The sequence below is a fragment of the Fructobacillus apis genome (assembly GCF_023893635.1).
Taxonomy (GTDB): domain Bacteria; phylum Bacillota; class Bacilli; order Lactobacillales; family Lactobacillaceae; genus Fructobacillus; species Fructobacillus apis.
In genome coordinates, this window is sequence record NZ_JAMWYK010000007.1 from 1 (window position 1) to 24,439 (window position 24,439).

Genomic DNA, 24,439 nt, shown 5'->3' on the forward strand with positions numbered 1-24,439 from the left:
GCCATTAGCTCAGTTGGTTAGAGCGCTGTGTTGATAACGCAGAGGTCCCTGGTTCGAATCCAGGATGGCCCATCAAATGACATACTTCGGTATGTCTTTTTTTGTGCCTTTATAGGGTTTACCAAAAGTTTTGCTTGCCAGAACGAGCCTCATGCCCTAGAATATAGGTATCAACTCATCATAAGTAAACCCATACAGAAAGGTAGCGGCTGCTGAGAGCTACCCGGTTGAAACTCCAATGAGTCACGTTTAGCAGGTAATGCTGCTCGGTTCCCACCGTTATCGGAAAATGAGTGCTACAGCTAGCCTGTAGAATTTGGGTGGTACCACGGATTGCGTCTTTTTCGTCCCTGACTTTTGTCGGATGAAAAGGCGCTTTTTGTTTTAAAGGAGAGTGGAAATATGCTTGATATCAAATACTTGCGTAAGAACAAGGAAGAAGCATCAAAGAAGTTGCAAGACCGTGGCGTTGAAGAAGGAACGTTAGACACGTTGCTTGAAAAGGATCAAAAGCGTCGTGACTTGATTGCTAAGGTTGAAGAAATGAAGGCTAAGCGGAACGAAGCGTCTGATAAAATCGCCTTTGCCAAGCGTCAAAAAGAAGATGCATCGGCTGCCATCGCTGAAATGCAAGAAGTGGCTAAGCAAATCAAGGACATGGACCAAGAATTGGCCGATGCCGAAGCTGCCGTTAAGGAAATCGCGACGCACTTGCCAAACATTGCCGAAGACGATGTTCCTGTTGGACCAGATGAAGACAGCAACGTTGAAGTTCGCAAGTGGGCACCGGCCGACTACGCCACTCGTCCACACGCTTTGGAAAAGGCACCCGAATGGTTGAAGCCGCACTATGAAATTGGTGAAGACCTCGGAATTTTGGACTTTGAACGTGGCGCCAAAGTTTCAGGTGCCCGTTTCTTGTACTACGTTGGTGACGGTGCTCGTTTGGAACGTGCCTTGTACAACTTTATGTTGGATCAACACCGTGAAGAAGGCTACACGGAAATGATCACGCCAATCGTTGTGAACGATTCAGCGATGTTTGGAACGGGTCAATACCCTAAGTTCCAAGACGATGCTTACCGCGTGCAAGACTTGGATCAAACATACATCCCAACGGCCGAAGTGCCATTGACGAACTACTACTCAGGTGAAACGATTCCTGCAGAAGACTTGCCAATCTCAATTACGGCTTTGTCACCATCATTCCGTAAGGAAGCTGGGGCGGCCGGACGTGATACACGTGGTTTGATTCGTTTGCACCAGTTTAACAAGGTTGAAATGGTGAAGTTCTCAAAGGCTGATGAATCAGACATCGAACTTGAAAAGATGACGAACAACGCCGAAAACATCTTGCAAAAGTTGGGCTTGCCATACCACGTCATTACGCTTTCAACTGGAGACATGGGATTCTCAGCTGCTAAGACCCACGATTTGGAAGTTTGGTTGCCGGCACAAGATACGTACCGCGAGATTTCTTCTGTCTCAAACACGAAGGACTTCCAGGCTCGTCGTATGCACATCACGTACCGCAACGCTGAAGGCAAGTTGGAACTTGTTCACACGTTGAACGGTTCTGGTTTGGCGGTTGGTCGTACGGTTGCCGCCATCTTGGAAAACTACCAAAACGAAGATGGAACCGTGACGATTCCTGAAGCACTTCGCCCATACATGGGTGGTCAAGAATTCTTGAACAAAACGCCACACCACTAAGATTAAAACATTAAAAAAGGCCTGAAGAGGAATGGCTCTAGTCTGTTCCTTTTCGGCTTTTTTTGCTATAATAGAGACTAGTTTCAAAATAAATTCAGAGAAATCACTACTTTCTATGAAGGGGGCGTATTCGGGTAACCGAATACCGATAATTCGATGGCAAATCCAATTCGTAAGATGCTTGATAATTCCAAGCACAAATTAAAGAAAATTGACAAAGTCGCAAAGCAGGTCGAAGCACTTGCGGACGACATGGCGGCCTTGTCCGATGAGGCCTTGCAAAAGAAGACCCAAGAATTCCAAATTCGCATTCAAAAAGAAATGGCGGGAGTTAAGGACGAAAAGGCTCAGCAAAAAGCCATGGCCAAGGTCCTTGACGACATGCTTCCCGAAGCATTCGCCGTTGCTCGTGAAGGAGCAAAGCGTGTGCTCGGACTATATCCATACCACGTTCAGATTATGGGTGCCATCGTTTTGCACGGTGGGAACCTCGCCGAAATGAAAACTGGTGAAGGTAAGACGTTGACGGCCACGATGGCGGTTTACTTGAACGCCTTGGCTGGTCAAGGTGTGCATGTTGTGACGGTTAACGATTACTTGTCAAAGCGTGATGCGCAGTTGATGGGACAGCTTTACGAATGGCTTGGCCTTTCAGTTGGTGTTAACGTTGGTGATGATTCACCTGAAAAGAAGCGTGCCGCTTACGACGCCGACATCACGTACTCAACGAACTTCAACATCGGGTTCGATTACTTGCGTGACAACATGGTGAACCGTGCCGAAGACCGCGTAATGCAACGTGGTTTGCACTACGCTTTGATTGATGAAGCCGACTCAATTTTGATTGATACGGCCCGTACACCATTGATTATTTCAGGTCCAGGTTCAGGTATCTCACCTTTGTACCAACGTGTTGACCGTTTCGTTAAGACGTTGACGCGTGACCAAGACTACAAGGTTGATGAAGAATCAAAGAACACGTCACTGACTCCTGAGGGAATCAAGGCCGCTGAAGTATTCTTCAACTTGAACAACCTGTACGATGCTGAAAACACGGCCTTGACCCACCACGTGGACCAAGCGCTCCGAGCCAACTTCAACTACTTGAACGACAAGGATTACGTTGTTCAAGAGGGTGAAGTAAAGTTGATTGACCAATCAACTGGACGTATTTCTGAAGGAACGCGTCTTTCTGACGGGTTGCACCAAGCAATCGAAGCCAAGGAAGGTGTGGAAATCCACGAAGAAAACAAGTCCATGGCTCAAATCACTTACCAGAACCTCTTCCGTATGTACAAGAAGTTGTCTGGTATGACGGGTACGGCCAAGACTGAAGAAGAAGAGTTGCTTGAGATTTATAACATGGAAGTTACTGAAATCCCAACCAACCGTCCAATTCAACGTATCGATGAACCTGACCTCTTGTACCCATCGTTGAAGTCAAAGTTCAACGCGGTCGTTAACCGCGTCGCTGAGTTGCACAAGAAGGGACAACCCGTCTTGCTTGGAACCGGTTCCGTTGAATCTTCTGAATTAGTTGATAAGTTGCTTACGGCCCACAACATTCCACACAACGTGTTGAACGCCAAGAACAACGAAAAGGAAGCGGACATCATCGCAAACGCTGGTCAAAAGGGTGCCGTTACGGTGGCAACCAACATGGCTGGTCGTGGAACCGACATTAAGTTGGGCCCTGGTATCGACGAACTTGGTGGTTTGGCCGTGATTGCGACCGAACGTCACGAATCACGCCGTATCGATAACCAGTTGCGTGGACGTGCCGGACGTCAGGGAGACCACGGATTCTCCCAGTTCTACTTGTCATTACAAGATGACTTGATGATTCGTTTCGGTGCCGAAAAGGTTCGTGCCCTCTTGCAGCGCATGAACATGGACGAAGACGACACGGTGATTACACACCGTTGGATCACACGTTCCGTTGAATCTGCTCAAAAGCGTGTCGAAGGAAACAACTACGACACTCGTAAGAACGTTTTGCAATACGATGACGTTGTTCGTGAACAACGTGAATTGATTTATAAGGAACGTGACCAAGTCTTGGATGAAAAGAAGTCCTTGGACGACGTTTTGTTGCCAATGGTTAAGCGTACAATTGCTCGTGTGGTTGATGCGCAAACACCTGGTAAGGATCAAAAGGAATGGCACTTGGATGAAATCACGAAGTTCCTTGAATCTTCATTGACTTCACCAAAGCACGGTGCCGTTCGTTTGCAAAACTTGACCCGCGATGAAATCAAGGACAAGTTGTACAACTTGGCTTTGGATAACTTGGCGGACAAGAAGGAAGACCTTTACGACGAAGACCAACTCTTGGCCTTCGAACGCGTGGTTATCCTCCGTTCTGTGGACCAACACTGGACCGACCACATCGATGCCTTGGACCGTTTGCGTCAAGGTGTTGGACTTCGTGGATACGGTCAGTTGAACCCATTGGTTGAATACCAAAACGAAGCATTTGCTAACTTTAACAAAATGATTGCTGACATCGAATACGATGCAACTCGGACTTTCATGAAGGCCGAAATTCGTTCAAACATGTCAGCCTAAGTACGAAGCGAACGATGAGTTCGCTTTTCTTATGGGAGGAAAAGCCATGGAAGTAGTGGCAGCCAAACAAGCCTTGGCCGGCATCCGCAAGGAGGTTGAAGGCTTCGAGAAGACGCTCGACCTCGATGCGTTAACGGAAGAAATTGCCGACTTTGAAAACCAAATGACGGAACCTTCCTTCTGGAACGAACAGCAAAAGGCACAAGGGATCATCGACCAAGCGAACGTTTTGAAGAAGCGTCGCGACTCTTTCTTAGCATTGGGTGAAGCGGCCGATGAAATCGATGTTTTGATTGAAATCGTTTCGGAAGATCCAGACGATGAAGACTCTGCAGAAGAGTTGGGCAACTTGGTCGAAAAGACCCAAGACGCTGTGACGGCTTACAACCTGGAACAGTTGCTGACTGGGGAATACGATGGCAACAACGCCATCTTGGAAATTCACCCAGGATCTGGTGGAACGGAATCAGCCGATTGGGGTGGAAACCTCTACCGGATGTATACCCGATGGGCTAACGACCACGACTTCAAGGTTGAAGTGTTGAACTACAACGCCGCCGATGAAGCCGGAATCGATTCCGCAACGTTGAAGATTTCTGGGCACAACGCCTACGGATTCTTGCGTTCTGAAAAGGGTGTGCACCGTTTCGTGCGTATCTCACCTTTCGATTCTGCTGGACGTCGTCACACGTCGTTTGTTTCAATCGATGTCATGCCTGAATTGGATGATTCAATCGAAGTGGAAGTTCGCGAAGACGACATCAAGATGGACGTGTTCCGTTCCGGTGGAGCAGGTGGACAGAACGTTAACAAGGTTTCGACCGGTGTGCGTTTGACCCACGAACCAACTGGAATCGTCGTTTCATCAACGGTTGAACGTACCCAGTACGGAAACCGTGATTACGCCATGCGCCTTTTGAAGGGAAAGCTTTACCAGCTTGAACTTGAAAAGAAGGAAGCGGAACGTGCGGCCTTGGCGGGTGAAAAGATGGAAAACGGTTGGGGTTCTCAAATTCGTTCCTACGTCTTGCACCCATATCAAATGGTAAAAGACCACCGGACGGGTTACGAAAGCAACCAACCACAAGCGGTCTTGGACGGTGAATTAGATCCGTTGATCAACGCCTACTTGCAGTGGCAATTGTCACTTAAAAACCCAGACTAAAGAAAAAGCAGGCGAAGGCCTGCTTTTTTCAATCTTGATAATGCCCACCCTTTAACGGATGGCAAAATCTGCGTTATAATAGTTCCAAGTTTTAATTCGCTCGTTTTCGTTTTGAATAAAGGAGAAAACATGGCAGCACAATACACAAATTCAGCAAAAACGGTTTTGGCTATCGCCCAGGACCAAGCCAAGTACTTCCGCCACTTAGCGGTCGGAACGGAACACTTGCTTTTGGCCTTGGCCATGGAAAAGCAAGGAGTAGCTGGTAAGGTCCTTGCCGAGTTTTCAGTACAGGCTAAGGACGTTCAAGAAGAAATCGAACACTACACCGGTTTCGGTGTGGAACAAGAATTCGACCAGAAGATGTACTTGGCTTACTCACCAAAGGCCGGCTCAATTTTGAACTGGGCGAAGGAACAGGCGGAAACGCTTGGTCAAGACGAGGTGGGAACCGAACTCATTCTCTTGTCCTTGATTCAAGACCAGTCCATCTTGGCAGCTCGCGTCTTGCTATCCTTGGATGTCAATTTAACGGACTTGCAAAAGGCCATTCTGCGTCGCTTGGGTATTTCTGATTTGCGCAAGCAGATGAAGAAGGGCAAGATGGCGCAAAAGCCACTTGAAGGAACACCTACTTTGGACAAGCTGGGTCGTGACCTCACACAGGTTGCGCGCACGAAGCACTTGGATCCGGTTATCGGCCGCGATCAAGAAGTGCGCCGCGTCGTTCAAATCTTGTCCCGTCGAACAAAAAACAACCCCGTTTTGGTTGGTGAACCCGGTGTTGGTAAGACGGCCATCGCCGAAGGCTTGGCCCAACGCATTGTTAAGGGTCAGGTGCCCGACAATTTGAAGCACAAGCGCCTGATGGTCTTGGACATGGGGTCACTGGTTGCTGGTACGAAGTACCGTGGTGAATTCGAAGCCCGCTTGAAGCAAATCATCGATGAAATTGAAGAAGACGGCCAAGTCATCTTGTTCGTTGATGAATTGCACACCCTGGTCGGTGCTGGTGGGGCCGAAGGAGCGATCGATGCCGCAAACATCTTGAAGCCAGCCTTGGCTCGTGGTGGCTTGCAGTTGCTCGGTGCCACGACCTTTGACGAATACCAACAGTCAATCGAGGCAGACGGTGCCCTTGAACGTCGTTTCGCTCAAGTGACGGTAAACGAACCGTCAACGGATGAAGCAATCGCCATCCTGAAGGGGATTCGTCCAAAGTTCGAATCCTACCATAAGGTGGAAATCGAAGAGGATGCCATCCAGGCTGCCGTGAAATTGTCATCTCGTTACATTACGGGACGCTTCTTGCCAGACAAGGCCATCGACTTGATGGATGAAGCCGCTGCCAAAGTCCAAATCGATGACGTTGATCGTTCAACGCCAATCCACAAGGACCGCACGGCTTTGGCTAACATCACAAAGGAAAAGGACGAAGCCATCGAAGACATGGACTTCGAACGTGCGGCTGATTTGCGCCTGCAAGAAATTGCCCTACGTCAAAAGATTGACCGCGCCGTTTCCCGTGCACAAAAGAAGTCAAATAAAAACAATCACTACGACATGAAGGTGACGTCAGAAGACATTGCCGATGTCATTTCACAGCAGACCGGTGTGCCGTTGAACCAGTTGAAGCAGGCCGAATCCGACCAGCTCATCAACTTGGAGAAGGAATTGGGTAAGCGCGTCATCGGACAAAAGGACGCGGTTAACGCGGTGGCCCGTGCCATCCGTCGTTCCCGTTCAGGATTAGCCGATCCGAAGCGCCCAATGGGCTCCTTCCTCTTCCTTGGACCAACCGGTGTTGGTAAGACGGAATTGGCAAAGGCCTTAGCCGAATTGGTCTTTGGTTCCGAAGACAACATGATTCGAATTGATATGTCTGAGTACCAAGAAAGTTACTCATCATCACGTTTGATTGGTTCTGCCCCTGGGTACGTTGGATATGACAACGGCGGGCAGTTGACGGAACAGGTGCGCAAGCACCCGTACTCCATCGTGTTGTTGGACGAGGTGGAAAAGGCCCACCAGGACATCTACAACCTGATGCTTCAAGTCTTCGACGATGGTTTCTTGACGGACTCGAAGGGCCGTCGGGTAAACTTCCGAAACACGATTATCATCATGACGTCGAACTTGGGTGCTACCCGTTTGCGTGAAGAAAAGACGGTTGGATTCGGTTCCGTTGATTTGAAGGAAAACAACGAGGCCGTCGCCAAGAAGATTCGCGAAACGGTGAAGGAAACTTTCCGTCCAGAATTCGTGAACCGAATTGACGAAGTGCTCGTCTTCGATGCCCTCGAAGAACCAGAAGTTGAACAAATTGTACGCCTCTTGTCTAAGTCATTGCTCGAACGCGTGGCCGAACAAGGTGTGAAGATTAAGATGACGAAGGCGGCGGTTGCTGCTATTGCTAAGGATGGCTACGACCGTGAATACGGAGCCCGTCCCGTTCGTCGTTTGATTCAAACGGAAATTGAAGACAAGCTTTCCGAGGCCTTGCTATCCGGCGAGATTTCAACCGCCGACATGGTGATGATTGGTGCTTCAAAGGGTGAAATCACTTTGAAAATCCAAAAGGCTGAAGAGAAGGAAACAATTAAGTAAGTCGTTTTAAGCGCGCCTGTAAGGGGCGCGTTTTTATATTGCGTGTTAAAAAGAACATTCGTTGAAATAAACGTATTTGTTGCCATATAATGGTAATAATAAGTTTTTTAGGGGAGAAGTTGTGAATTTACCAGTTAAAGGGGTGATTCAAATATTGTTAGATAATATTGAATCCGAATCCAATCTAAGAAAAATAATCAATAGTAACGGACAGGTAGCTAAGAAAAAGACAAAAGAATTATTAGACGATGATTTGAGTGATGCTTTGGACGTAATATTGGGTCCTGGAAAATATATCATGATTCATAACGATGTCAGTGGCGATAGATTTATAATTTATGAATCAGATCCACAATTATCTTTGGTTATTGTATGGACAAAAGACGATTTGTCCAAAACGATAAATCGTGCGAGAAAATTTTTAGATGAGCAAAAAAAGAATTACAAAAGGCAGTTGAAAGATGAATCATTTGAAATGTTCTCTATCAACCCTGATGCGCACAAGTATTTTTATGCATTTAAAAAAGATAGTTTTTTATATGACGATACTATTGAAATTAAAGAGGAACAGAATCTTAAGATCACATTCAATAAAATGCTTGAAGAAAAAGAATGGATAGTTGTTATTTCCTCTATTTTGCTTTTGGTGCTAGGTTTATGCTTAAAAAATGTTGAAGTTATTGGAGCTCAAATAATAAGTTTAGCCGTGCAACTTGGATTTTCTTTTATAAAAAAGAAAAAAATGAGAGCGAGTGTAGAATCCTTTAATTTCACCCAAGAAAAAGTTATGGATGATGAGGATGACGAAAATCTAAAGTTCGGAGATTTGAATAAATGACTGGAGATAGTAGAAAAAAGAAAATGGTTAAAAAAATACCTTACTTCAAAATTAGTCAACTATCGAGTGAGTATCTTGTAACTAAGATGAATGCTAAATATTTGATAGAACATGTAGATTTTGAATTTCGATTTCCTTATAGAAACAGTCGGAAGGATATTCAAGATGCATTTAAGTATATTCGAGATCTAGAAAAGAAAACCGGTGTTATTGCTGAGGAACGTGAGCGGGGGATCCAACGAAGAACTAATCTATCTCGTATTAATTCGATAGCTGATTTTATTCATGAAAACGTTGATAAAAAAAGTCTGCTTTTTACGACACCATTAGTGTTGGGAGTTAATTTATATGATGATGAGGATGGGACTAAATTAGTATCAGAAAAAATTGAAGAAAATAACCTAGAATTAGACGAAAAAGTCCGATTCACTATTGTTGATGGCCAGCACAGATTGTTAGGGATTGCTCGATATTTTGAAAAGTACCATATTTCTGACGTAGATATTGAAATCCCTGTGATGCTGTTACCTGATAGCGATCTTCCACAAGCAACACGGGTTTTTATTGATATTAATGCCAATCAAAGAAAGGTAAATAAATCTATAGTTTATGACTTGTACAGTAATATTGATGAAGAGGAGTATGCTCCGTTGAACCGAATAAAGTCAGTGGTACAAGCCCTTAATGAAAACAAAACTTCAAGCTTATATAATCAAATAAAAATGTTGGGAACGGGTGAAGGTTCGATTTCACTTGCATTTATGATTGATTACATTAAAGGCGAGATTATTAAAAGAAACGATGATTTTGATTCAAATCGATTTTTGCGGAGTTTGAATAGGTATCTGAGTGCTTTTAAAGCACAATTCGATGAACAAGTTTGGCGAGGTGTATTTCTAAAAACTACCGGGATGGGAGCCTTGTTACTTTGTTTTATGGATTTTGCTGATGGAGATATTTATCACTATGAGGAAAGAGATTCAGATCTACAACTACAAACAAATCTCTTAGAAATATCGGCTGCCGATTTAGAGGTGCAAGGAACTGGAAAAAAAGCTCAGGAAATACTAAAAAATAGGCTTTTAAAAGTTATTAAATAAGCTGCGTTACCGATACTATATTTAGATATCCAGCAAAGTTTAGATCTTACGAAATTTCTTATTGCTATGATTAGCGCGCCTGTAAGGGGCGCGTTTTTATATGCCCTTAAAAAGCAGCATCAACAACCAGGAAAACAACAGAGCGGGGATGAAGGGGATGCGTCTCGTTTTCGTATAAATCGCCTGAATTAGTCCGATAACGCTCGCCATCATCAGCCACATGCCAAAGTCAGCCCCGACCCATTCCAACCACCCCAGCACAACGATTGGGACATCGCCCACCCCCAACCATCGACACCAGGCGCACCCAAAAAGCAGCAGCGATACGAAAAGTGCCGCCGGGATAACGTGATGACAAACCGCGATGGCCCCCGCCAACAGCCACAGGAAATCCGTGCTCGCACTTTGGCTCTGTTGATCCTGGCGCGCGCAAAAGAGGAGTGGGAAGCACAGCCAGCTGCGCGCGTCACCAGGATCAAAGGTCCAGGTCAATAAAAGCGGCACGATTCCTTCATAGAAGAGCCACTCAAAGACGCCCGTAAAGCGCTGGTGACAGCTCGGGCAGGTGAAGCGGAGGCATAGTGCCGACAACAGCGGAACGAGCTCGTACGACCGCAGGGTTCGCTCACAGCTAAAGCAAAAGGAGCGGGCCTTGAAGAGGGGAACGCCCGATACCGAACGGTCTGCCAGGCAGCAGATGAAGGACGCAATGGTTGATTGAATTAAAAAGAGTATTAGTTTTTCCATGCCGAATAATACGCGGGCCGGAAGAAATTATCGCAGGGCGTGAAAAATTACCACGCCGCCCAAGACCTTAAAAATCGGACTGGCGTAGAATCAAACAATAAAATCGCCGCCCAAGACCTTAAAAATCGCCTGGCGTAGAATCAAACAATTACCTCGCCGCCCACTTTCAACCCACTTCTTTTAACGTTCAAACCCCAGCACCGCCGCCCACTTCCCATCCACTTCCTTTAACTTTCAATCCCCAAATCGCCGGTCATTTCAATCCATTACCTTTCAACGGCACTCACTCGAATTGAATGCCAGTAAATCGCCACAGTCGCCCCTGACTTTGTCAGCCTTAAAATGCCGGCCACTTTAAAAGTTCACCTTTTTCGAGGAGCAAGAAAATCCAGCCCAAACAAAGCCAAGAAATTCTTAACAAATTTCTTCAAAAAAGGCGCTATCAAAGCCTTGACATTCCCTATAAACCTGCTATTATATTCAACGTGCTTTTAAGTCATTAGCTCTTTTTGTCAGCGACGTCGCTGCAAAGGGCGGTGTAAAGGCAAGTCTAAGCAGGACTTCCGGGAGCACTTTTGTTTATTGACAAAAATGATACACCTGGAACTGTGAAATAAAACTAAGGAGAATAGTAGGATGCCTACAATTAACCAATTGGTTCGTAAGTCACGTAAGTCTCAAGCTACGAAGTCAAACTCACCAGCTTTGAACTACGGCTACAACTCAATGAAGAAGATGGCAACGAAGAACGTTGCCCCACAAAAGCGTGGTGTTGCTACCCGTGTTGGTACGTTGACGCCAAAGAAGCCTAACTCAGCTTTGCGTAAGTACGCCCGTGTGCGTTTGTCAAACTTGTTTGAAGTTACGGCATACATCCCAGGAATCGGTCACAACTTGCAAGAACACTCTGTTGTCTTGATCCGTGGTGGTCGTGTTAAGGATTTGCCTGGTGTGCGTTATCACGTTGTTCGTGGTGCGTTGGATACTGCCGGTGTTGACGGTCGGATGACTTCTCGTTCTAAGTACGGAACGAAGGCTCCTAAGAAGTAATAGGAAAGGAAAACTCATGCCACGTAAAGGTTACACGAAGCGTCAGGAAGTTTTGCCTGACCCAATTTACAACTCAAAGTTGGTATCACGTTTGATCAACCGTTTGATGGTTGATGGTAAGCGTGGAACGGCATCTACTATCTTGTACGATGCCTTCGACCAAATTAAGCAAACGACTGGTAACGATCCATTGGAAGTTTTCGAACAAGCCATGGAAAACATCATGCCAGTATTGGAAGTTAAGGCCCGCCGTGTTGGTGGATCTAACTACCAGGTTCCAATCGAAGTTCGCCCAGAACGTCGTACGACTTTGGGACTCCGTTGGTTGGTTAACTACGCTCGTTTGCGTAACGAACACACAATGGACGAACGTTTGGCCAAGGAAATTATCGATGCAGCTAACGAAAACGGTGCATCTGTTAAGAAGCGCGAAGACACGCACAAGATGGCAGAAGCCAACCGTGCCTTTGCTCACTACCGTTGGTAGGATAAGCGCTGCTTAACCTTCCGGTTAGGCAAACGCTTGTTGCAAATAGTTTCATCTAAAAAGCGAACTAAAACTAGGTCGCTTTTTATTGCAAATAATTGAAAAAATTAGGAGATAATTATGGCTAAACGTGAATACGAGCTTAACCGTACGCGTAACATCGGTATCATGGCCCACATCGATGCCGGTAAGACGACGACGACTGAACGTATCTTGTACTACACGGGTAAGATCCACAAGCTTGGTGAAACCCACGATGGTGCATCACAAATGGATTTCATGGACCAAGAAAAGGAACGTGGAATCACTATCCAATCTGCCGCTACTACTGCCGTATGGCGCGGATTTACTGACCAATACGAAAACGACCCATTCCGTGTCAACATCATCGATACGCCAGGTCACGTTGACTTCACGATCGAAGTTGAACGTGCCCTCCGTGTTTTGGATGGTGCCGTAGCCGTATTGGACGGGGCTGCTGGTGTTGAACCACAGACCGAAACTGTTTGGCACCAAGCCACGACTTACAACGTTCCACGTATTGTTTTCGTTAACAAGATGGACAAGTTGGGTGCCGACTTTGGTATGTCAGTTGAATCAATGCACAAGCGTCTTCAAGTTAACGCCGAAGCCATCCAATGGCCAATCGGTGCCGAAGACGACTTCGAAGGTGTTATTGACTTGATCCAAGAAGAAGCTTACTACCCAACTGATGAACACGGTTCATCATGGGAACCAAAGCCAATTCCTGACGACTACAAGGACATCGTGGCAGAACGTCGCGAAAAGTTGATTGAAGCGGTTGCTGATGTCGACGAAGAATTGATGGACAAGTACCTTGGCGGAGAAGAAATCTCTGTTGACGAATTGAAGGCAGCTATCCGTCGCGCAACGTTGGCCCTCGAATTCTACCCAGTTCTTGCAGGTTCTGCCTACAAGGATAAGGGTGTTCAAATGATGTTGGATGCCGTTGTTGACTACTTGCCATCACCATTGGAAGTTCGCCCATACGAAGCAACTGATCCAAAGACTGATGAAGAAGTTCAATTGGTTGCCGATGACTCAAAGCCATTCGCCGCTTTGGCATTTAAGATCATGACGGACCCATTCGTTGGACGTTTGACGTTTATGCGTGTCTACACTGGTTCATTGAAGTCAGGTTCATACGTACAAAACACGACGTCAGATACGCGTGAACGTGTTGGACGTTTGCTCCAAATGCACGCTACGTCACGTACTGAAATCGACGAAGTCTTCTCAGGAGACATCGCCGCTGCGATCGGTTTGAAGAACACCACTACTGGTGACTCATTGACTGATACGGCTCACCCATTGATTCTTGAATCAATGGAATTCCCAGAACCAGTTATCGAATTGGCCATCGAACCTAAGACGAAGGCCGACCAAGATAAGTTGGCTACTGCTTTGCAAAAGTTGTCTGAAGAAGATCCTTCATTGCGTGCCTCAACGAACCCTGAAACGGGTGACACGTTGATCGCCGGAATGGGAGAATTGCAATTGGACATCACGCTTGACCGTATCAAGCGTGAATTCAACGTTGACGCCCAAGTTGGTGCGCCACAAGTTGCTTACCGTGAAGCCTTCACGAAGACTGTTTCAGCTCGTGGATTCTTCAAGCGTCAGTCTGGTGGTAAGGGACAGTATGGAGATGTTACGATCGAATTCTCTCCAAACGAAGAAGGTGCTGGATTCGAATTCGAAGACAACATCGTCGGTGGAGTTGTTCCTCGTGAATACATCCCTTCAGTTGAACAAGGTTTGAAGGACTCATTGAACGCTGGTCCTTTGGCTGGATTCCCATTGGTTGACTTGAAGGCCCGTTTGTACGATGGTTCTTACCACGATGTCGATTCTTCTGAATCAGCATTTAAGATCGCCGCTTCCCTTGCATTGAAGGAAGCTGCTAAGACTGCCGGTGCAGTTATCTTGGAACCAATCATGGCCGTTTCAATCGTTGTTCCTGAAGAAAACCTTGGTGATGTGATGGGACACGTTTCCGCACGTCGTGGTTTGATCGAAGGACAAGAAAACCGTGGTGCTGTTTTGGCTGTTTCAGCTCAAGTGCCATTGTCAGAAATGTTCGGATATGCAACGACTTTGCGTTCAGCAACGCAAGGACGTGGTACGTTCCAGATGTCATTTGACCACTACTCAGCTGTGCCAAAGAACATCCAAGAAGAAATCATCAAGGCCCACGGTTCAGAAGCTTAAGCTTCAACCGAGTCTGATGAATAACCAGGTTAGCTCTGCTAGCCTGGTTTTTTTGTGCCCAAAAATCCAATCTCAGTCGCTTTTGACTTTTTTATTCATGGAAAAACGCGCTGCGCGCTTCGAAGCACCTCCGGCCCAGGGCATCACAGCCCGGGGCCTTTTTGAAAATTGGTGGAATAAAGCTTTAAACAGCACACCGCCCGTTGTAAAATGGAAACCAGCAATCACTTTGGAGAAAAGACATGACAGCAGAACAAATTCTTGAATTTAAGCAGGTGGCCTTGGCCTTCGGGGAAACCGAAGTGTTGAAGAACATCGATTTAACCCTGGACTCCGGTCAGTTCTACACCCTTTTGGGTCCTTCTGGTTCCGGAAAGTCCACCATTTTGAAGCTGATTTCGGGTCAACTCCAGCCATCCGGTGGAAAGGTGGTCTTTGATGGGGACGTTATCAACGACCAGCCGGCCGAAAAGCGTCGGGTGAACACCGTTTTCCAAAACTACTCGCTCTTTCCAAACATGAACGTTTACGACAACGTGGCCTTCGGCCCCCGTTTGAAGAAGATGTCTGAAACGGTCATCGAGGAAAAGGTGAAGGAGATGCTCGCTTTGGTCAAGCTCTCTGGTTACGAGAACCGCGAGATCAACGAGCTCTCCGGTGGACAGCAACAGCGTGTCGCCATCGCCCGTGCCTTGGCGAACGATCCGGAAGTGCTGCTTTTGGACGAACCGCTCTCAGCCTTGGACTACAAGTTGCGTAAGGTTTTGCAGACGGAACTGCGGACCATCCAACGCCGACTCGGCATCACCTTCGTCTTCGTTACCCACGACCAGGAAGAGGCCTTGGCCATGTCCGACTGGATCTTTGTCATGAACGACGGGGTCATCCAGCAGCAGGGGACGCCGGAAGACATCTACGACGAACCGGTCAACCACTTCGTTGCCGACTTCATCGGGGAATCCAACATCGTGCCCGGTATCATGAAGGACGACTACCTGGTCCACTTCGTTGGTAAGGACTTCGAAAACGTCGACGCGGGCATGCGCAAAAACGAGGCGGTCGAAGTCGTGCTCCGGCCCGAGGACCTCGACTTGACCACGCCGGAGGAAGGAAAACTGGTCGTGACCATCAAGAACCAGTCCTTCCGTGGTGACTACTACGAAATCATGGCCCAGGATGAGGATTTGAACCTCTGGCAGGTGCAGGTCACGAACCCGGCGGAAATTGGGGCACGGGTGGGTCTGACTTTTGACCCCGAAGACATCCACGTGATGCGCTACAACGAATCCGAAGAGGAGTTCGACGCGCGTTTGGAAGCCTACGAGGACGAGGAGACGCCGACCGACCCATCGGATTCAGCGGACAAGGTGCCCGAGGTGTTCGACCATGAATAAGACGAAGAAACGCTTTACCGAGGCCTACCTCGGGATTTACGGGATTTGGCTCATCGCCTTTGTCGTTGCACCGCTGCTCCTCTTGGTTGTTCAGTCGGTGAACGTGCCGGGGCAGGGCTTTACGCTTGATAACTACAAGGAGTTCTTCACTTCGGGTCCCTACCTGGCCATGACGGTGAACTCGATTTGGTACGCCTTTTTGATCACGCTGGTCACTTTGGTCATCGCCTACCCGTTGGCGCTCTGCCTGACCAAGTTGAAGCACCGCTCCTTTTGGTTGTTGCTCGTCATCCTGCCAACCTGGATTAACCTGCTGTTGAAGACCTACGCCTTCATCGGCTTGCTTGGGAAGGGCGGCCTGCTAAACACAGCCATGGAAAGCATGGGCTTCGGTCCGACGCAGTTGCTGTTTACAAACGGAGCGTTCTTGCTGGTAGCGGCCTACATCGAACTGCCGTTCATGGTGCTGCCAATCTATAACGCGCTGCTCGACATTGATCCTTTGCTGTCCGCCGCATCGCGGGACCTTGGGGCCTCGTCGGTTCAGACTTTGAAGAAGGTCATCTGGCCATTGTCGATGCCTGGTGTAAAAACGGGTGTGCAGACGGTGTTTATTCCCAGCCTGTCACTCTTCATGATTACCCGCCTGATTGGTGGAAACAAGGTGATTACGCTGGGTACTGCCATCGAGGAACACTTCCTCGTGACGCAGAACTGGTCTTTTGGATCGACCATCGGTGTGGTCTTGATCATCGCCATGGCGTTGACGATGGCCTTGACTGGTGACAAGAAGAAAAAGAAGAAGGGAGTCCACTAATGAAAATCATCGAACGCGCCTGGCTTACCTTCGCCTTCTTTTTGTTGTATGCGCCCATCTTGTTTTTGGTCGTCTATTCCTTCAACGGGGGTGAGACGATGCAGGCCTTTGAAAGTTTCTCCTTTGTTCACTACCAGGAACTCTGGGAGGACACGCGCCTGCTTGAGATTGTGCTGGACACGCTGATTCTGGCGCTGGCCTCATCGCTGATTGCCACGGTCGTGGGAACCATCGGGGCGCTTGCCATCTTCCGGGCGCAGCGCAAACTGTTGAAGGAAACGTTGCTCGGCTTGAACAACGTGCTGCTCGTGTCGCCCGATGTCATCATCGGGGCGGCCTTCCTGATCTTGATGACGGCCCTTGGGTTGAAGCTTGGTTTCTTGACCGTGCTCTTGGCCCACGTTGCCTTCTCAATTCCAATCGTGGTTTTGATGGTGCTGCCAAAGCTCCAGGAGATGAACCGCGACTTGGTCTTGGCCGCTCAGGACCTGGGTGCCAAGCCAACGGAGGTGCTGACCAAGGTCACGTTGCCCGTCATTTCATCCGGAATCGTTGCTGGTTTCTTCATGGCCCTCACGTATTCCTTGGATGACTTCGCGGTGACCTTCTTTGTCACGGGAAACGGCTTCTCGACTTTGGCGGTCGAGGTATACTCCCGTGCCCGCCAGGGTGTCTCGCTCGAGATCAACGCACTGTCAACGCTCATGCTCTTCGTTGCCTTCGTGCTGGTACTCGGTTACTACGCCTACAGCCAAAAGCAAAAGGGTAAGAAGACGAAGTTGAAGGAGAAGGTCAAATGAAGAAATTGCTAATGACTTTTTCGGAAATCGCTTTGCTTCTCGTATTATTTATCGGCCTGCAGGCAGCCTTAACGGCCAGCCGCAGCCAGCAGTCTTCCGGAAAGAAGGACACGATTACCTTCTATAATTGGGGAGACTACATCGATCCGGAAATTTTGAAGGATTTTGAAAAGGAGTCGGGCTACAAGGTGAACTACCAGACCTTCGACTCCAACGAGGCCATGTACACGAAGATTAAGCAGGGCGGAACGAACTTCGACCTCGCCGTGCCTTCCGACTACATGGTCGCCAAGTTGAAGGACGGTGGCTTGCTCGCTAAACTGGATAAGAGTAAGTTGACTGGCGTCGACCACTTCGACAAGACTTTCCTGAACCAGTCCTTTGATAGGGGAAACGAATACTCGCTGCCATACTTCTGGGGAATGCTCGGAATTCTCTATAATAAAAAAGTCGTGGACGAGGACGAGCTGAAAGACTGGTCCTCCATCTGGGACGCCAAATTCCGCCACCGTTTGTTGCTGGTGGACTCTGCCCGCGACGTGTTGGGTTTGACTTTGCTATCACAGGGCAAATCCGTGAACGACAAGAACGTCGCGGACATTGCGGCAGCGCAGGGAAAGCTCTCCTCTTTGATGCCAAACGTCAAAGCCATCGTGGGGGATGAATTGAAGCTCTACATGGCACAGGGTGAAGGTGACCTCGCCGTGACCTACTCCGGTGAAGCCCGCAACGCCATGTCGCGGAACAAGGACCTGGCCTACAAGGTGCCGGAGGATGGATCGAACCTTTGGCTCGATAACCTGGTTATTCCGAAGAAGGCAGAGCATAAAGAAGCGGCCTACGCCTTGATGAACTACCTGAGCCGTCCGGACGTGGCGGCAAAGAACGCCAAGTACATTGGCTACGCCACGCCGAACAAGGATGCCAAGGAACTACTGCCTGATTCGGTTAAGAACAACGAAGGCTTCTATCCTAAGCAGTCGCTCTTAGATAAGTTGCAGGTCTATGAAAACTTCAATCCTTATTGGACGCAAAAGTACAACGACGCCTTTTTGGAATTTAAACTCAAAAAGTCGTAAAATAGTCGTAGACAGAAAAGAAAAAGTTTCCTGCAAAGGGGATTTTTCTGACGCAAAACCGGGAACAAAATTTCGGAAAAATTAATTGAATTAAATCGGAAAAACCCTTGTGTATCAAGGGTTTTTCTGCTATTATAGTCAAGTACGCCTTTTGGGGATGCCGATGCAAACCCGCTAAAAAGACTGGTGTATCAACGTTTAGCGATGATGATTAAGGTTGCGACACGCGCGGCCGCGTTGCCATGGGCGCGCAAAACACAACATGTGTTGTCGGTTTTTGATCGGAGTTAGCTGATTTACAAAATCAACGAGGAGGCAGAAAATGGCACAAAAGAAGATCCGTATCCGCTTGAAGGCATACGAACACCGTATCTTGGACCAATCAGCGGACAAGATTGTTGAAACGGCAAAGCGTACCGGCGCAGAAATCGCTGGTCCTATTCCGTTGCCAACTGAACGCTCTTTGTACACGGTGCTTAGCTCACCACACAAGTACAAGGATGCCCGCGAACAGTTCGAAATGCGGACGCACAAGCGTTTGGTCGACATTGTGAACCCTACTGACAAGACAGTTGACGCATTGCGTAAGCTTGAATTGCCAGCAGGTGTTGCAATCGAAATCAAGCTCTAATCAGTACCACCCCGTTAGTTAATCGTAACTAGCGACGAAATAAAGGAGAATAAGTCATGACTAAAGGTATCTTAGGCCGTAAAGTCGGTATGACTCAGGTTTTCACTGAATCTGGTGAATTGATCGCCGTGACTGCTGTTGAAGCTACTCCAAACGTTGTTTTGCAAGTTAAGACGCAAGCAACTGATGGATACAACGCTTTGCAGTTGGGTTACCAAGACAAGCGCGAGATTTTGTCAAACAAACCTGAACAAGGCCACGTTGCAAAAGCCAACACTGCCCCTAAGCGCTACATTCGTGAAGTCCGTGATGCGGAAGGCGAATACAGCGTTGGGGATGCAATTGCTGTTGACACTTTCCAAGCCGGTGAATATGTAGACGTCACTGGTATTACTAAGGGACACGGATTCCAAGGTGCTATCAAGCGCCACGGTCAATCACGTGGACCAATGAGCCACGGTTCCCGTTACCACCGTCGCCCAGGTTCAATGGGTGCGGTTATCAACCGCGTGTTCCCAGGTAAGCTTTTGCCTGGTCGCATGGGAAACCGTAAGCGTACGATGCAAAACATTGCAATCGTAAACGTTGATGTTGAAAACAACCTCTTGTTGTTGAAGGGTAACGTCCCTGGTGCCAACAAGTCATTGTTGACAATCAAGTCAACGGTTAAGACAAACGCACAACACCCTGAAATCAAGATGGCCGGTGCACAACCTGCTGCTGATTCAGAAGAAAACTAAACTAACAGAAAGGAGAACAATCAATCATGACTAAAGTTGCTGTATTAAAGCAAGATGGTTCAAAGGCTGCTGATTTGGATTTGAACGAAGCAGTATTCGCCGTAGAACCTAACAACGCCGTGATCACTGATGCTGTATTGATGCAACGCGCATCAATGCGTCAAGGAACGCACGCCGTTAAGAACCGTTCAGCGGTTTCTGGTGGTGGACGTAAGCCTTGGAAGCAAAAGGGAACTGGTCGTGCCCGTCAAGGTTCTATCCGCGCGCCACAATGGCGTGGTGGTGGAATCGTATTCGGTCCTACTCCTCGTTCATACGCTTACCGTATTAACAAGAAGGCTTACCAATTGGCCTTGAAGTCAGCTTTGTCACAAAAGCTTTCTGATAACAAGTTGGTTGTAGTTGACGCTTTGGCCTTTTCAGAAGCTAAGACAAAGAACTTCAAGGAAGTTCTTGCAAACTTGGCTGTTGACTCAAAGGCCTTGGTTATCGTTGACAACGACAACGAAAACGCAATGCGCGCCGCTTCAAACTTGGACAACGTTCAAGTAATGACGGCTGCAGGCGTTAACGTCTTGGACGTGGTAAACGCGGACAAGTTGGTGGTTGTTCAATCAGCGATTGAAGAAATCCAAGGAGGTCTCGCCTAATGGAAGCACGCGATATTATCCGTCGTCCAATCATTACCGAAGCTTCAATGGCGCAAACAGAAATGAAGCGCTACGTATTTGAAGTTGACGTACGGGCCACTAAGCCAGAAATCAAGCGCGCCATCGAAGAAATCTTCGATGTACAAGTTGCACGCTTGAACACCGCAAACGTTCGCGGTAAGAAGAAGCGTCAAGGTCGCTATGTCGGATTCACTCGTAAGATGAAGAAGGCTACTGTTACTTTGAAGGCTGACTCAAAAGATATTCAAATCTTTAACGAAGGTTAATTTTAATAGGAGGAAAAGACATTGGCTATCAAGACATATAAGCCAACCTCAAACGGACGTCGTAACATGACTTCTTCTGATTTCGCTGAAATCACGAAGTCAACGCCCGAAAAGAGTTTGTTGGCAAAGAAGTCAAAGACTGGTGCGCGTAACGCATCTGGTCGTATGACTGTTCGCCACAAGGCTGGTGGACACAAGCAAGCCTACCGTATCATCGACTTTAAGCGGGTGAAGGACAACAAGTCTGCCACTGTTAAGGCGATCGAATACGATCCAAATCGTTCAGCAAACATCGCTTTGTTGGTATACGAAGATGGAATCAAGAGCTACATCTTGGCGCCTAAGGGACTTAAGGTTGGCGATAAGGTTCAATCTGGTTCTGATGCCGATATTAAGATCGGTAATGCCTTGCCATTGAAGAACATTCCTGAAGGTACTTTGGTTCACAACATCGAATTGAAGCCTGGTAAGGGTGGTCAATTGGCACGTTCCGCCGGTGCATCAGCACAGGTTTTGGGACATGACGGCAAGTACGTCATCGTTCGTTTGATTTCAGGTGAAGTACGTTTGGTTATCGAAACTGCACGTGCAACTGTAGGTCAAGTTGGTAACGCAGAACACTCATTGATCAACTGGGGTAAGGCTGGTCGTAACCGTTGGCGCGGTAAGCGTCCACACGTTCGTGGATCAGTTATGAACCCTAACGATCACCCTCATGGAGGAGGAGAAGGTAAGGCACCTGTTGGTATGCCATCACCACTCTCACCTTGGGGTAAGAAGACTGCCGGTAAGAAGACTCGTAACACGAAGAAGAACTCTACTAAGTTTATTATTCGTGGTCGTAAGAAGAGTAAGTAAGGGAAAGGAGATAACTAATGGCTCGTAGTTTGAAAAAGGGACCATTTGCGGACCCGCACTTGCTTAAGAAGATCGAGGCCCAAGCGGACCAAGAAAAGAAGTCAGTGATCAAGACTTGGTCACGTCGTTCAACGATTTTCCCAAGCTTCATCGGATTCACGATCGCAGTTTATGACGGTCGCAAGCACGTTCCTGTTTTTGTCCAAGACGACATGGTTGGCCACAAGTTAGGTGAATTTGTTCCAACTCGTACGTTCAAGGGTCACAAAGTAGACGATAAGAAGACTAAGTAAGGAGGAAATGCAAAATGGCTGAACAAGTAACATCAGCTCGGGCGACTGCCAAGATCGTTCGCGTTGCCCCTCGTAAGGCACGCTTAGTTCTTGATACGATTCGTCGGAAGAATGTAAACGAAGCCTTTGCAATCCTAAAGTTCTTGCCAAATACTTCAACTGAAGATATTTACAAGGTATTGAACTCAGCAGTTGCAAACGCGGAAAACAACTTTTCACTTGACCGTGAAGATTTGATCGTTAAGGAAGCATTCGCAAACGAAGGACCAACGCTTAAGCGTTTCCGTCCTCGTGCAAAGGGATCTGCTTCTGCAATTAACAAGCGCACAAGCCACATCACGATTGTGGTAGCAGAGAAGGAGGAAAAGTAATGGGTCAAAAGATTAACCCAACTGGCTTCCGTGTCGGTGTCATCCGTGACTGGGATGCGAAGTGGTTTGCTGATAAGGCAGACTTTTCTAACCAACTTCTTGAAGACTTGCGTATTCGTAAGTACATCGAAGAAAACTTGACGGATGCTTCAGTTGACCGTGTCGAAATCGAACGCTCAACGAAGTCACGTATCGATTTGACTTTGCACACTGCCAAGCCAGGAATGGTTATTGGTAAGGGTGGTTCCGAAGTTGAAAAGTTGCGGACTCAATTAGCTAAGTTGACGAACGTTGATGAACGTGGACGCTTCAAGCGTGTCTTCATCAACATTGTTGAAATTAAGAAGCCAGACTTGCAAGCTCACCTCGTGGGTATGCAAATCGCTGGTGATTTGGAACGCCGTGTTGCCTTCCGTCGTGCAATGCGTGGTGCTATTCAACGTGCCCGCCGTGCCGGTGCAAAGGGAATCAAGGTTGTTGTTTCAGGTCGTTTGAACGGGGCTGACATGTCACGTATCGAACAATACACTGAAGGAACTGTTCCGCTCCACACACTCCGTGCCGACATTGACTACTCATGGGACGAAGCAGCTACTGCTTACGGTAACTTGGGTATCAAGACGTGGATCTACCGTGGAGATGTATTGCCAAAGAAGAAGAACAAGTAGGAGGGAAGCAACATGTTAGTACCAAAGCGTGTTAAGTTCCGTCGTCCACACCGTGGCCACATGCGTGGTGAAGCAAAGGGTGGAAAGACGGTTGCCTTCGGTGATTACGGCTTGCAAGCAGTGACTTCAAGCTGGATCTCTAACCGGCAAATCGAAGCTGCCCGTATTGCAATGACCCGTTATATGAAGCGTGGTGGTAAGGTCTGGATCAAGATCTTCCCTCACTTGTCATATACATCTAAGGGTGTTGGTGTTCGAATGGGTAACGGTAAGGGTAGTCCTGAAGGATGGGTTGCCCCAGTTAAGCGTGGTAAGGTAATGTTCGAAGTTGGTGGCGTGGCTAAGCCAGTCGCCCTCGAAGCATTGCGCCTCGCACAACACAAGTTGCCTGTACGTACAAAGATTATTGCTCGGGAGGCTGAATAATGGCTAAAGCAAATGAATTAAACGCTTTGTCACTTGCGGATTTGCAAAAGCGCGAAGCCGAATTCAAGGAAGAATTGTTCAACCTTCGTTTCCAATTGGCTACTGGTCAATTGGAAAACACGGCCCGTATTTCAAAAGTTCGTAAGGACATCGCACGTGTGAAGACTGTCATTCGTGCACAACAGTTGGCACAAGCCAACAAGTAAGACGAAAGGAAGAAGCTGAAAAATGAGTGAAGAACGTAACGCTCGTAAGGTCAACCGCGGCCGTGTCGTTTCCGACAAGATGGAAAAGACAATTACTGTTGCCGTTGACACTTACGTCAACCACCCAGTATATGGTAAGCGAGTTCGCTATACGAAGAAGTTTAAGGCCCATGATGAAAACAACATCGCCAAGCAAGGCGACATCGTTGAAATCATGGAAACTCGTCCTTTGTCTGCAACGAAGCACTTCCGTTTGGTTAAGGTCATTGAAGAGGCCGTTATCCTTTAATTAGGAAACCAATCGTCTGTAATAATTGCTAACAAGGAGGATGAACCATGATTCAACAAGAGAGTCGTTTGAAAGTGGCTGATAACTCTGGTGCACGTGAAATCTTGACGATTAAAGTGCTCGGTGGTTCTGGCCGTAAGGTTGCTGGCATCGGTGACATGATTGTTGCTACTGTTAAGCAAGCTATTCCTGGTGGTAACGTTAAGAAGGGTGACGTCGTAAAGGCCGTCATCGTACGTACTGTATCTGATGTTCGTCGTACTGACGGATCATACATCAACTTCGATGAAAACGCTGCTGTTATCGTTAAGGATGACAAGTCACCAGTTGGAACGCGTATTTTTGGCCCAGTTGCACGTGAATTGCGTGACGCTAACTACACGCGTATCGTTTCATTGGCACCAGAAGTGCTCTAATACTTAC

At 47.6% G+C, this 24,439-nt stretch carries 26 protein-coding genes and 1 tRNA gene; 26 read left to right on the forward strand and 1 reads right to left on the reverse strand.

Annotated elements, in window-relative coordinates:
• From NFX39_RS05425 to NFX39_RS05455, 7 genes are all read left to right on the forward strand, one after another.
• A tRNA-Ile gene (locus NFX39_RS05425) sits at nt 1-72 on the forward strand.
• Between the two features lie 330 nt (nt 73-402).
• Nucleotides 403-1,713 (forward strand): serine--tRNA ligase, encoded by a 1,311-nt coding sequence (serS, locus tag NFX39_RS05430; protein ID WP_252443770.1) that lies wholly within the window; start codon nt 403-405, stop codon nt 1,711-1,713.
• Between the two features lie 156 nt (nt 1,714-1,869).
• Entirely contained in the window at nt 1,870-4,281 is a 2,412-nt protein-coding gene (gene secA, locus NFX39_RS05435) for a preprotein translocase subunit SecA (protein WP_252443772.1), read from the forward strand.
• A gap of 46 nt (nt 4,282-4,327) precedes the next feature.
• The gene (gene prfB, locus NFX39_RS05440) at nt 4,328-5,446 is read left to right on the forward strand and encodes a peptide chain release factor 2 (RefSeq protein WP_252443774.1); all 1,119 of its coding nucleotides are present in this window, start codon (nt 4,328-4,330) and stop codon (nt 5,444-5,446) included.
• Between the two features lie 129 nt (nt 5,447-5,575).
• Nucleotides 5,576-8,053 carry an ATP-dependent Clp protease ATP-binding subunit gene (locus tag NFX39_RS05445; RefSeq protein WP_252443776.1) on the forward strand — a complete coding sequence of 826 codons (2,478 nt, stop codon included), beginning with the start codon at nt 5,576-5,578 and terminating at the stop codon, nt 8,051-8,053.
• 121 nt (nt 8,054-8,174) lie between these two features.
• Nucleotides 8,175-8,891: a hypothetical protein gene (locus NFX39_RS05450; protein WP_252443778.1), complete on the forward strand. Its 717-nt coding sequence runs from the start codon at nt 8,175-8,177 to the stop codon at nt 8,889-8,891.
• Entirely contained in the window at nt 8,888-9,991 is a 1,104-nt protein-coding gene (locus NFX39_RS05455; protein ID WP_252443780.1) for a DGQHR domain-containing protein, read from the forward strand. The genes NFX39_RS05450 and NFX39_RS05455 overlap by 4 nt, the downstream gene beginning before the upstream one ends.
• A gap of 96 nt (nt 9,992-10,087) precedes the next feature.
• Here the strand turns inward: NFX39_RS05455 and NFX39_RS05460 are convergent, their stop codons facing one another.
• On the reverse strand, nt 10,088-10,738 hold the full coding sequence (locus NFX39_RS05460) for a prepilin peptidase (protein WP_252443782.1): 651 nt from the start codon (nt 10,736-10,738) through the stop codon (nt 10,088-10,090).
• A gap of 636 nt (nt 10,739-11,374) precedes the next feature.
• Between NFX39_RS05460 and rpsL the strand changes: the two genes are divergently transcribed.
• From rpsL to rplN, 19 genes are all read left to right on the forward strand, one after another.
• Nucleotides 11,375-11,788: a 30S ribosomal protein S12 gene (gene rpsL, locus NFX39_RS05465; protein WP_252443784.1), complete on the forward strand. Its 414-nt coding sequence runs from the start codon at nt 11,375-11,377 to the stop codon at nt 11,786-11,788.
• Nucleotides 11,789-11,804: 16 nt separating this feature from the next.
• The gene (gene rpsG / locus NFX39_RS05470) at nt 11,805-12,275 is read left to right on the forward strand and encodes a 30S ribosomal protein S7 (RefSeq protein WP_252443786.1); all 471 of its coding nucleotides are present in this window, start codon (nt 11,805-11,807) and stop codon (nt 12,273-12,275) included.
• 120 nt (nt 12,276-12,395) lie between these two features.
• A complete protein-coding gene (gene fusA, locus NFX39_RS05475) occupies nt 12,396-14,507 on the forward strand; it encodes an elongation factor G (protein WP_252443788.1) in 2,112 nt (703 codons plus the stop codon).
• A gap of 242 nt (nt 14,508-14,749) precedes the next feature.
• The gene (locus NFX39_RS06450; protein ID WP_420842960.1) at nt 14,750-15,901 is read left to right on the forward strand and encodes an ABC transporter ATP-binding protein; all 1,152 of its coding nucleotides are present in this window, start codon (nt 14,750-14,752) and stop codon (nt 15,899-15,901) included.
• Nucleotides 15,894-16,718: an ABC transporter permease gene (locus NFX39_RS05490; RefSeq protein ID WP_252443790.1), complete on the forward strand. Its 825-nt coding sequence runs from the start codon at nt 15,894-15,896 to the stop codon at nt 16,716-16,718. The genes NFX39_RS06450 and NFX39_RS05490 overlap by 8 nt, the downstream gene beginning before the upstream one ends.
• Complete coding sequence (locus NFX39_RS05495) at nt 16,718-17,518, forward strand: ABC transporter permease (RefSeq protein ID WP_252443792.1); 801 nt, start codon at nt 16,718-16,720, stop codon at nt 17,516-17,518. The genes NFX39_RS05490 and NFX39_RS05495 overlap by 1 nt, the downstream gene beginning before the upstream one ends.
• The gene (locus tag NFX39_RS05500) at nt 17,515-18,597 is read left to right on the forward strand and encodes an ABC transporter substrate-binding protein (protein WP_252443794.1); all 1,083 of its coding nucleotides are present in this window, start codon (nt 17,515-17,517) and stop codon (nt 18,595-18,597) included. The genes NFX39_RS05495 and NFX39_RS05500 overlap by 4 nt, the downstream gene beginning before the upstream one ends.
• 322 nt (nt 18,598-18,919) lie before the next feature.
• Entirely contained in the window at nt 18,920-19,228 is a 309-nt protein-coding gene (rpsJ, locus tag NFX39_RS05505; protein ID WP_010691177.1) for a 30S ribosomal protein S10, read from the forward strand.
• Between the two features lie 56 nt (nt 19,229-19,284).
• On the forward strand, nt 19,285-19,968 hold the full coding sequence (gene rplC / locus NFX39_RS05510; protein WP_252443796.1) for a 50S ribosomal protein L3: 684 nt from the start codon (nt 19,285-19,287) through the stop codon (nt 19,966-19,968).
• A gap of 26 nt (nt 19,969-19,994) precedes the next feature.
• Complete coding sequence (gene rplD / locus NFX39_RS05515) at nt 19,995-20,618, forward strand: 50S ribosomal protein L4 (protein WP_252443798.1); 624 nt, start codon at nt 19,995-19,997, stop codon at nt 20,616-20,618.
• Complete coding sequence (gene rplW, locus NFX39_RS05520; protein ID WP_213809349.1) at nt 20,618-20,905, forward strand: 50S ribosomal protein L23; 288 nt, start codon at nt 20,618-20,620, stop codon at nt 20,903-20,905. Before rplD ends, rplW begins: the two co-directional genes overlap by 1 nt.
• A gap of 21 nt (nt 20,906-20,926) precedes the next feature.
• Nucleotides 20,927-21,763 carry a 50S ribosomal protein L2 gene (rplB, locus tag NFX39_RS05525; RefSeq protein WP_252443800.1) on the forward strand — a complete coding sequence of 279 codons (837 nt, stop codon included), beginning with the start codon at nt 20,927-20,929 and terminating at the stop codon, nt 21,761-21,763.
• A gap of 17 nt (nt 21,764-21,780) precedes the next feature.
• Nucleotides 21,781-22,056 (forward strand): 30S ribosomal protein S19, encoded by a 276-nt coding sequence (gene rpsS / locus NFX39_RS05530; protein ID WP_213809347.1) that lies wholly within the window; start codon nt 21,781-21,783, stop codon nt 22,054-22,056.
• A gap of 14 nt (nt 22,057-22,070) precedes the next feature.
• Nucleotides 22,071-22,427, forward strand: coding sequence for a 50S ribosomal protein L22 (gene rplV / locus NFX39_RS05535; protein WP_010691186.1), 357 nt, complete (start codon nt 22,071-22,073; stop codon nt 22,425-22,427).
• Nucleotides 22,427-23,095, forward strand: coding sequence for a 30S ribosomal protein S3 (gene rpsC / locus NFX39_RS05540; RefSeq protein WP_252443802.1), 669 nt, complete (start codon nt 22,427-22,429; stop codon nt 23,093-23,095). The genes rplV and rpsC overlap by 1 nt, the downstream gene beginning before the upstream one ends.
• Before the next feature lie 12 nt (nt 23,096-23,107).
• On the forward strand, nt 23,108-23,521 hold the full coding sequence (gene rplP, locus NFX39_RS05545; protein ID WP_213809344.1) for a 50S ribosomal protein L16: 414 nt from the start codon (nt 23,108-23,110) through the stop codon (nt 23,519-23,521).
• Nucleotides 23,521-23,727 carry a 50S ribosomal protein L29 gene (rpmC, locus tag NFX39_RS05550; RefSeq protein ID WP_213809343.1) on the forward strand — a complete coding sequence of 69 codons (207 nt, stop codon included), beginning with the start codon at nt 23,521-23,523 and terminating at the stop codon, nt 23,725-23,727. Before rplP ends, rpmC begins: the two co-directional genes overlap by 1 nt.
• A 22-nt stretch (nt 23,728-23,749) precedes the next feature.
• Nucleotides 23,750-24,016 (forward strand): 30S ribosomal protein S17, encoded by a 267-nt coding sequence (rpsQ, locus tag NFX39_RS05555; protein WP_213809342.1) that lies wholly within the window; start codon nt 23,750-23,752, stop codon nt 24,014-24,016.
• Nucleotides 24,017-24,063: 47 nt separating this feature from the next.
• A complete protein-coding gene (gene rplN / locus NFX39_RS05560) occupies nt 24,064-24,432 on the forward strand; it encodes a 50S ribosomal protein L14 (protein ID WP_213809341.1) in 369 nt (122 codons plus the stop codon).
• Nucleotides 24,433-24,439: the final 7 nt, after the last annotated feature.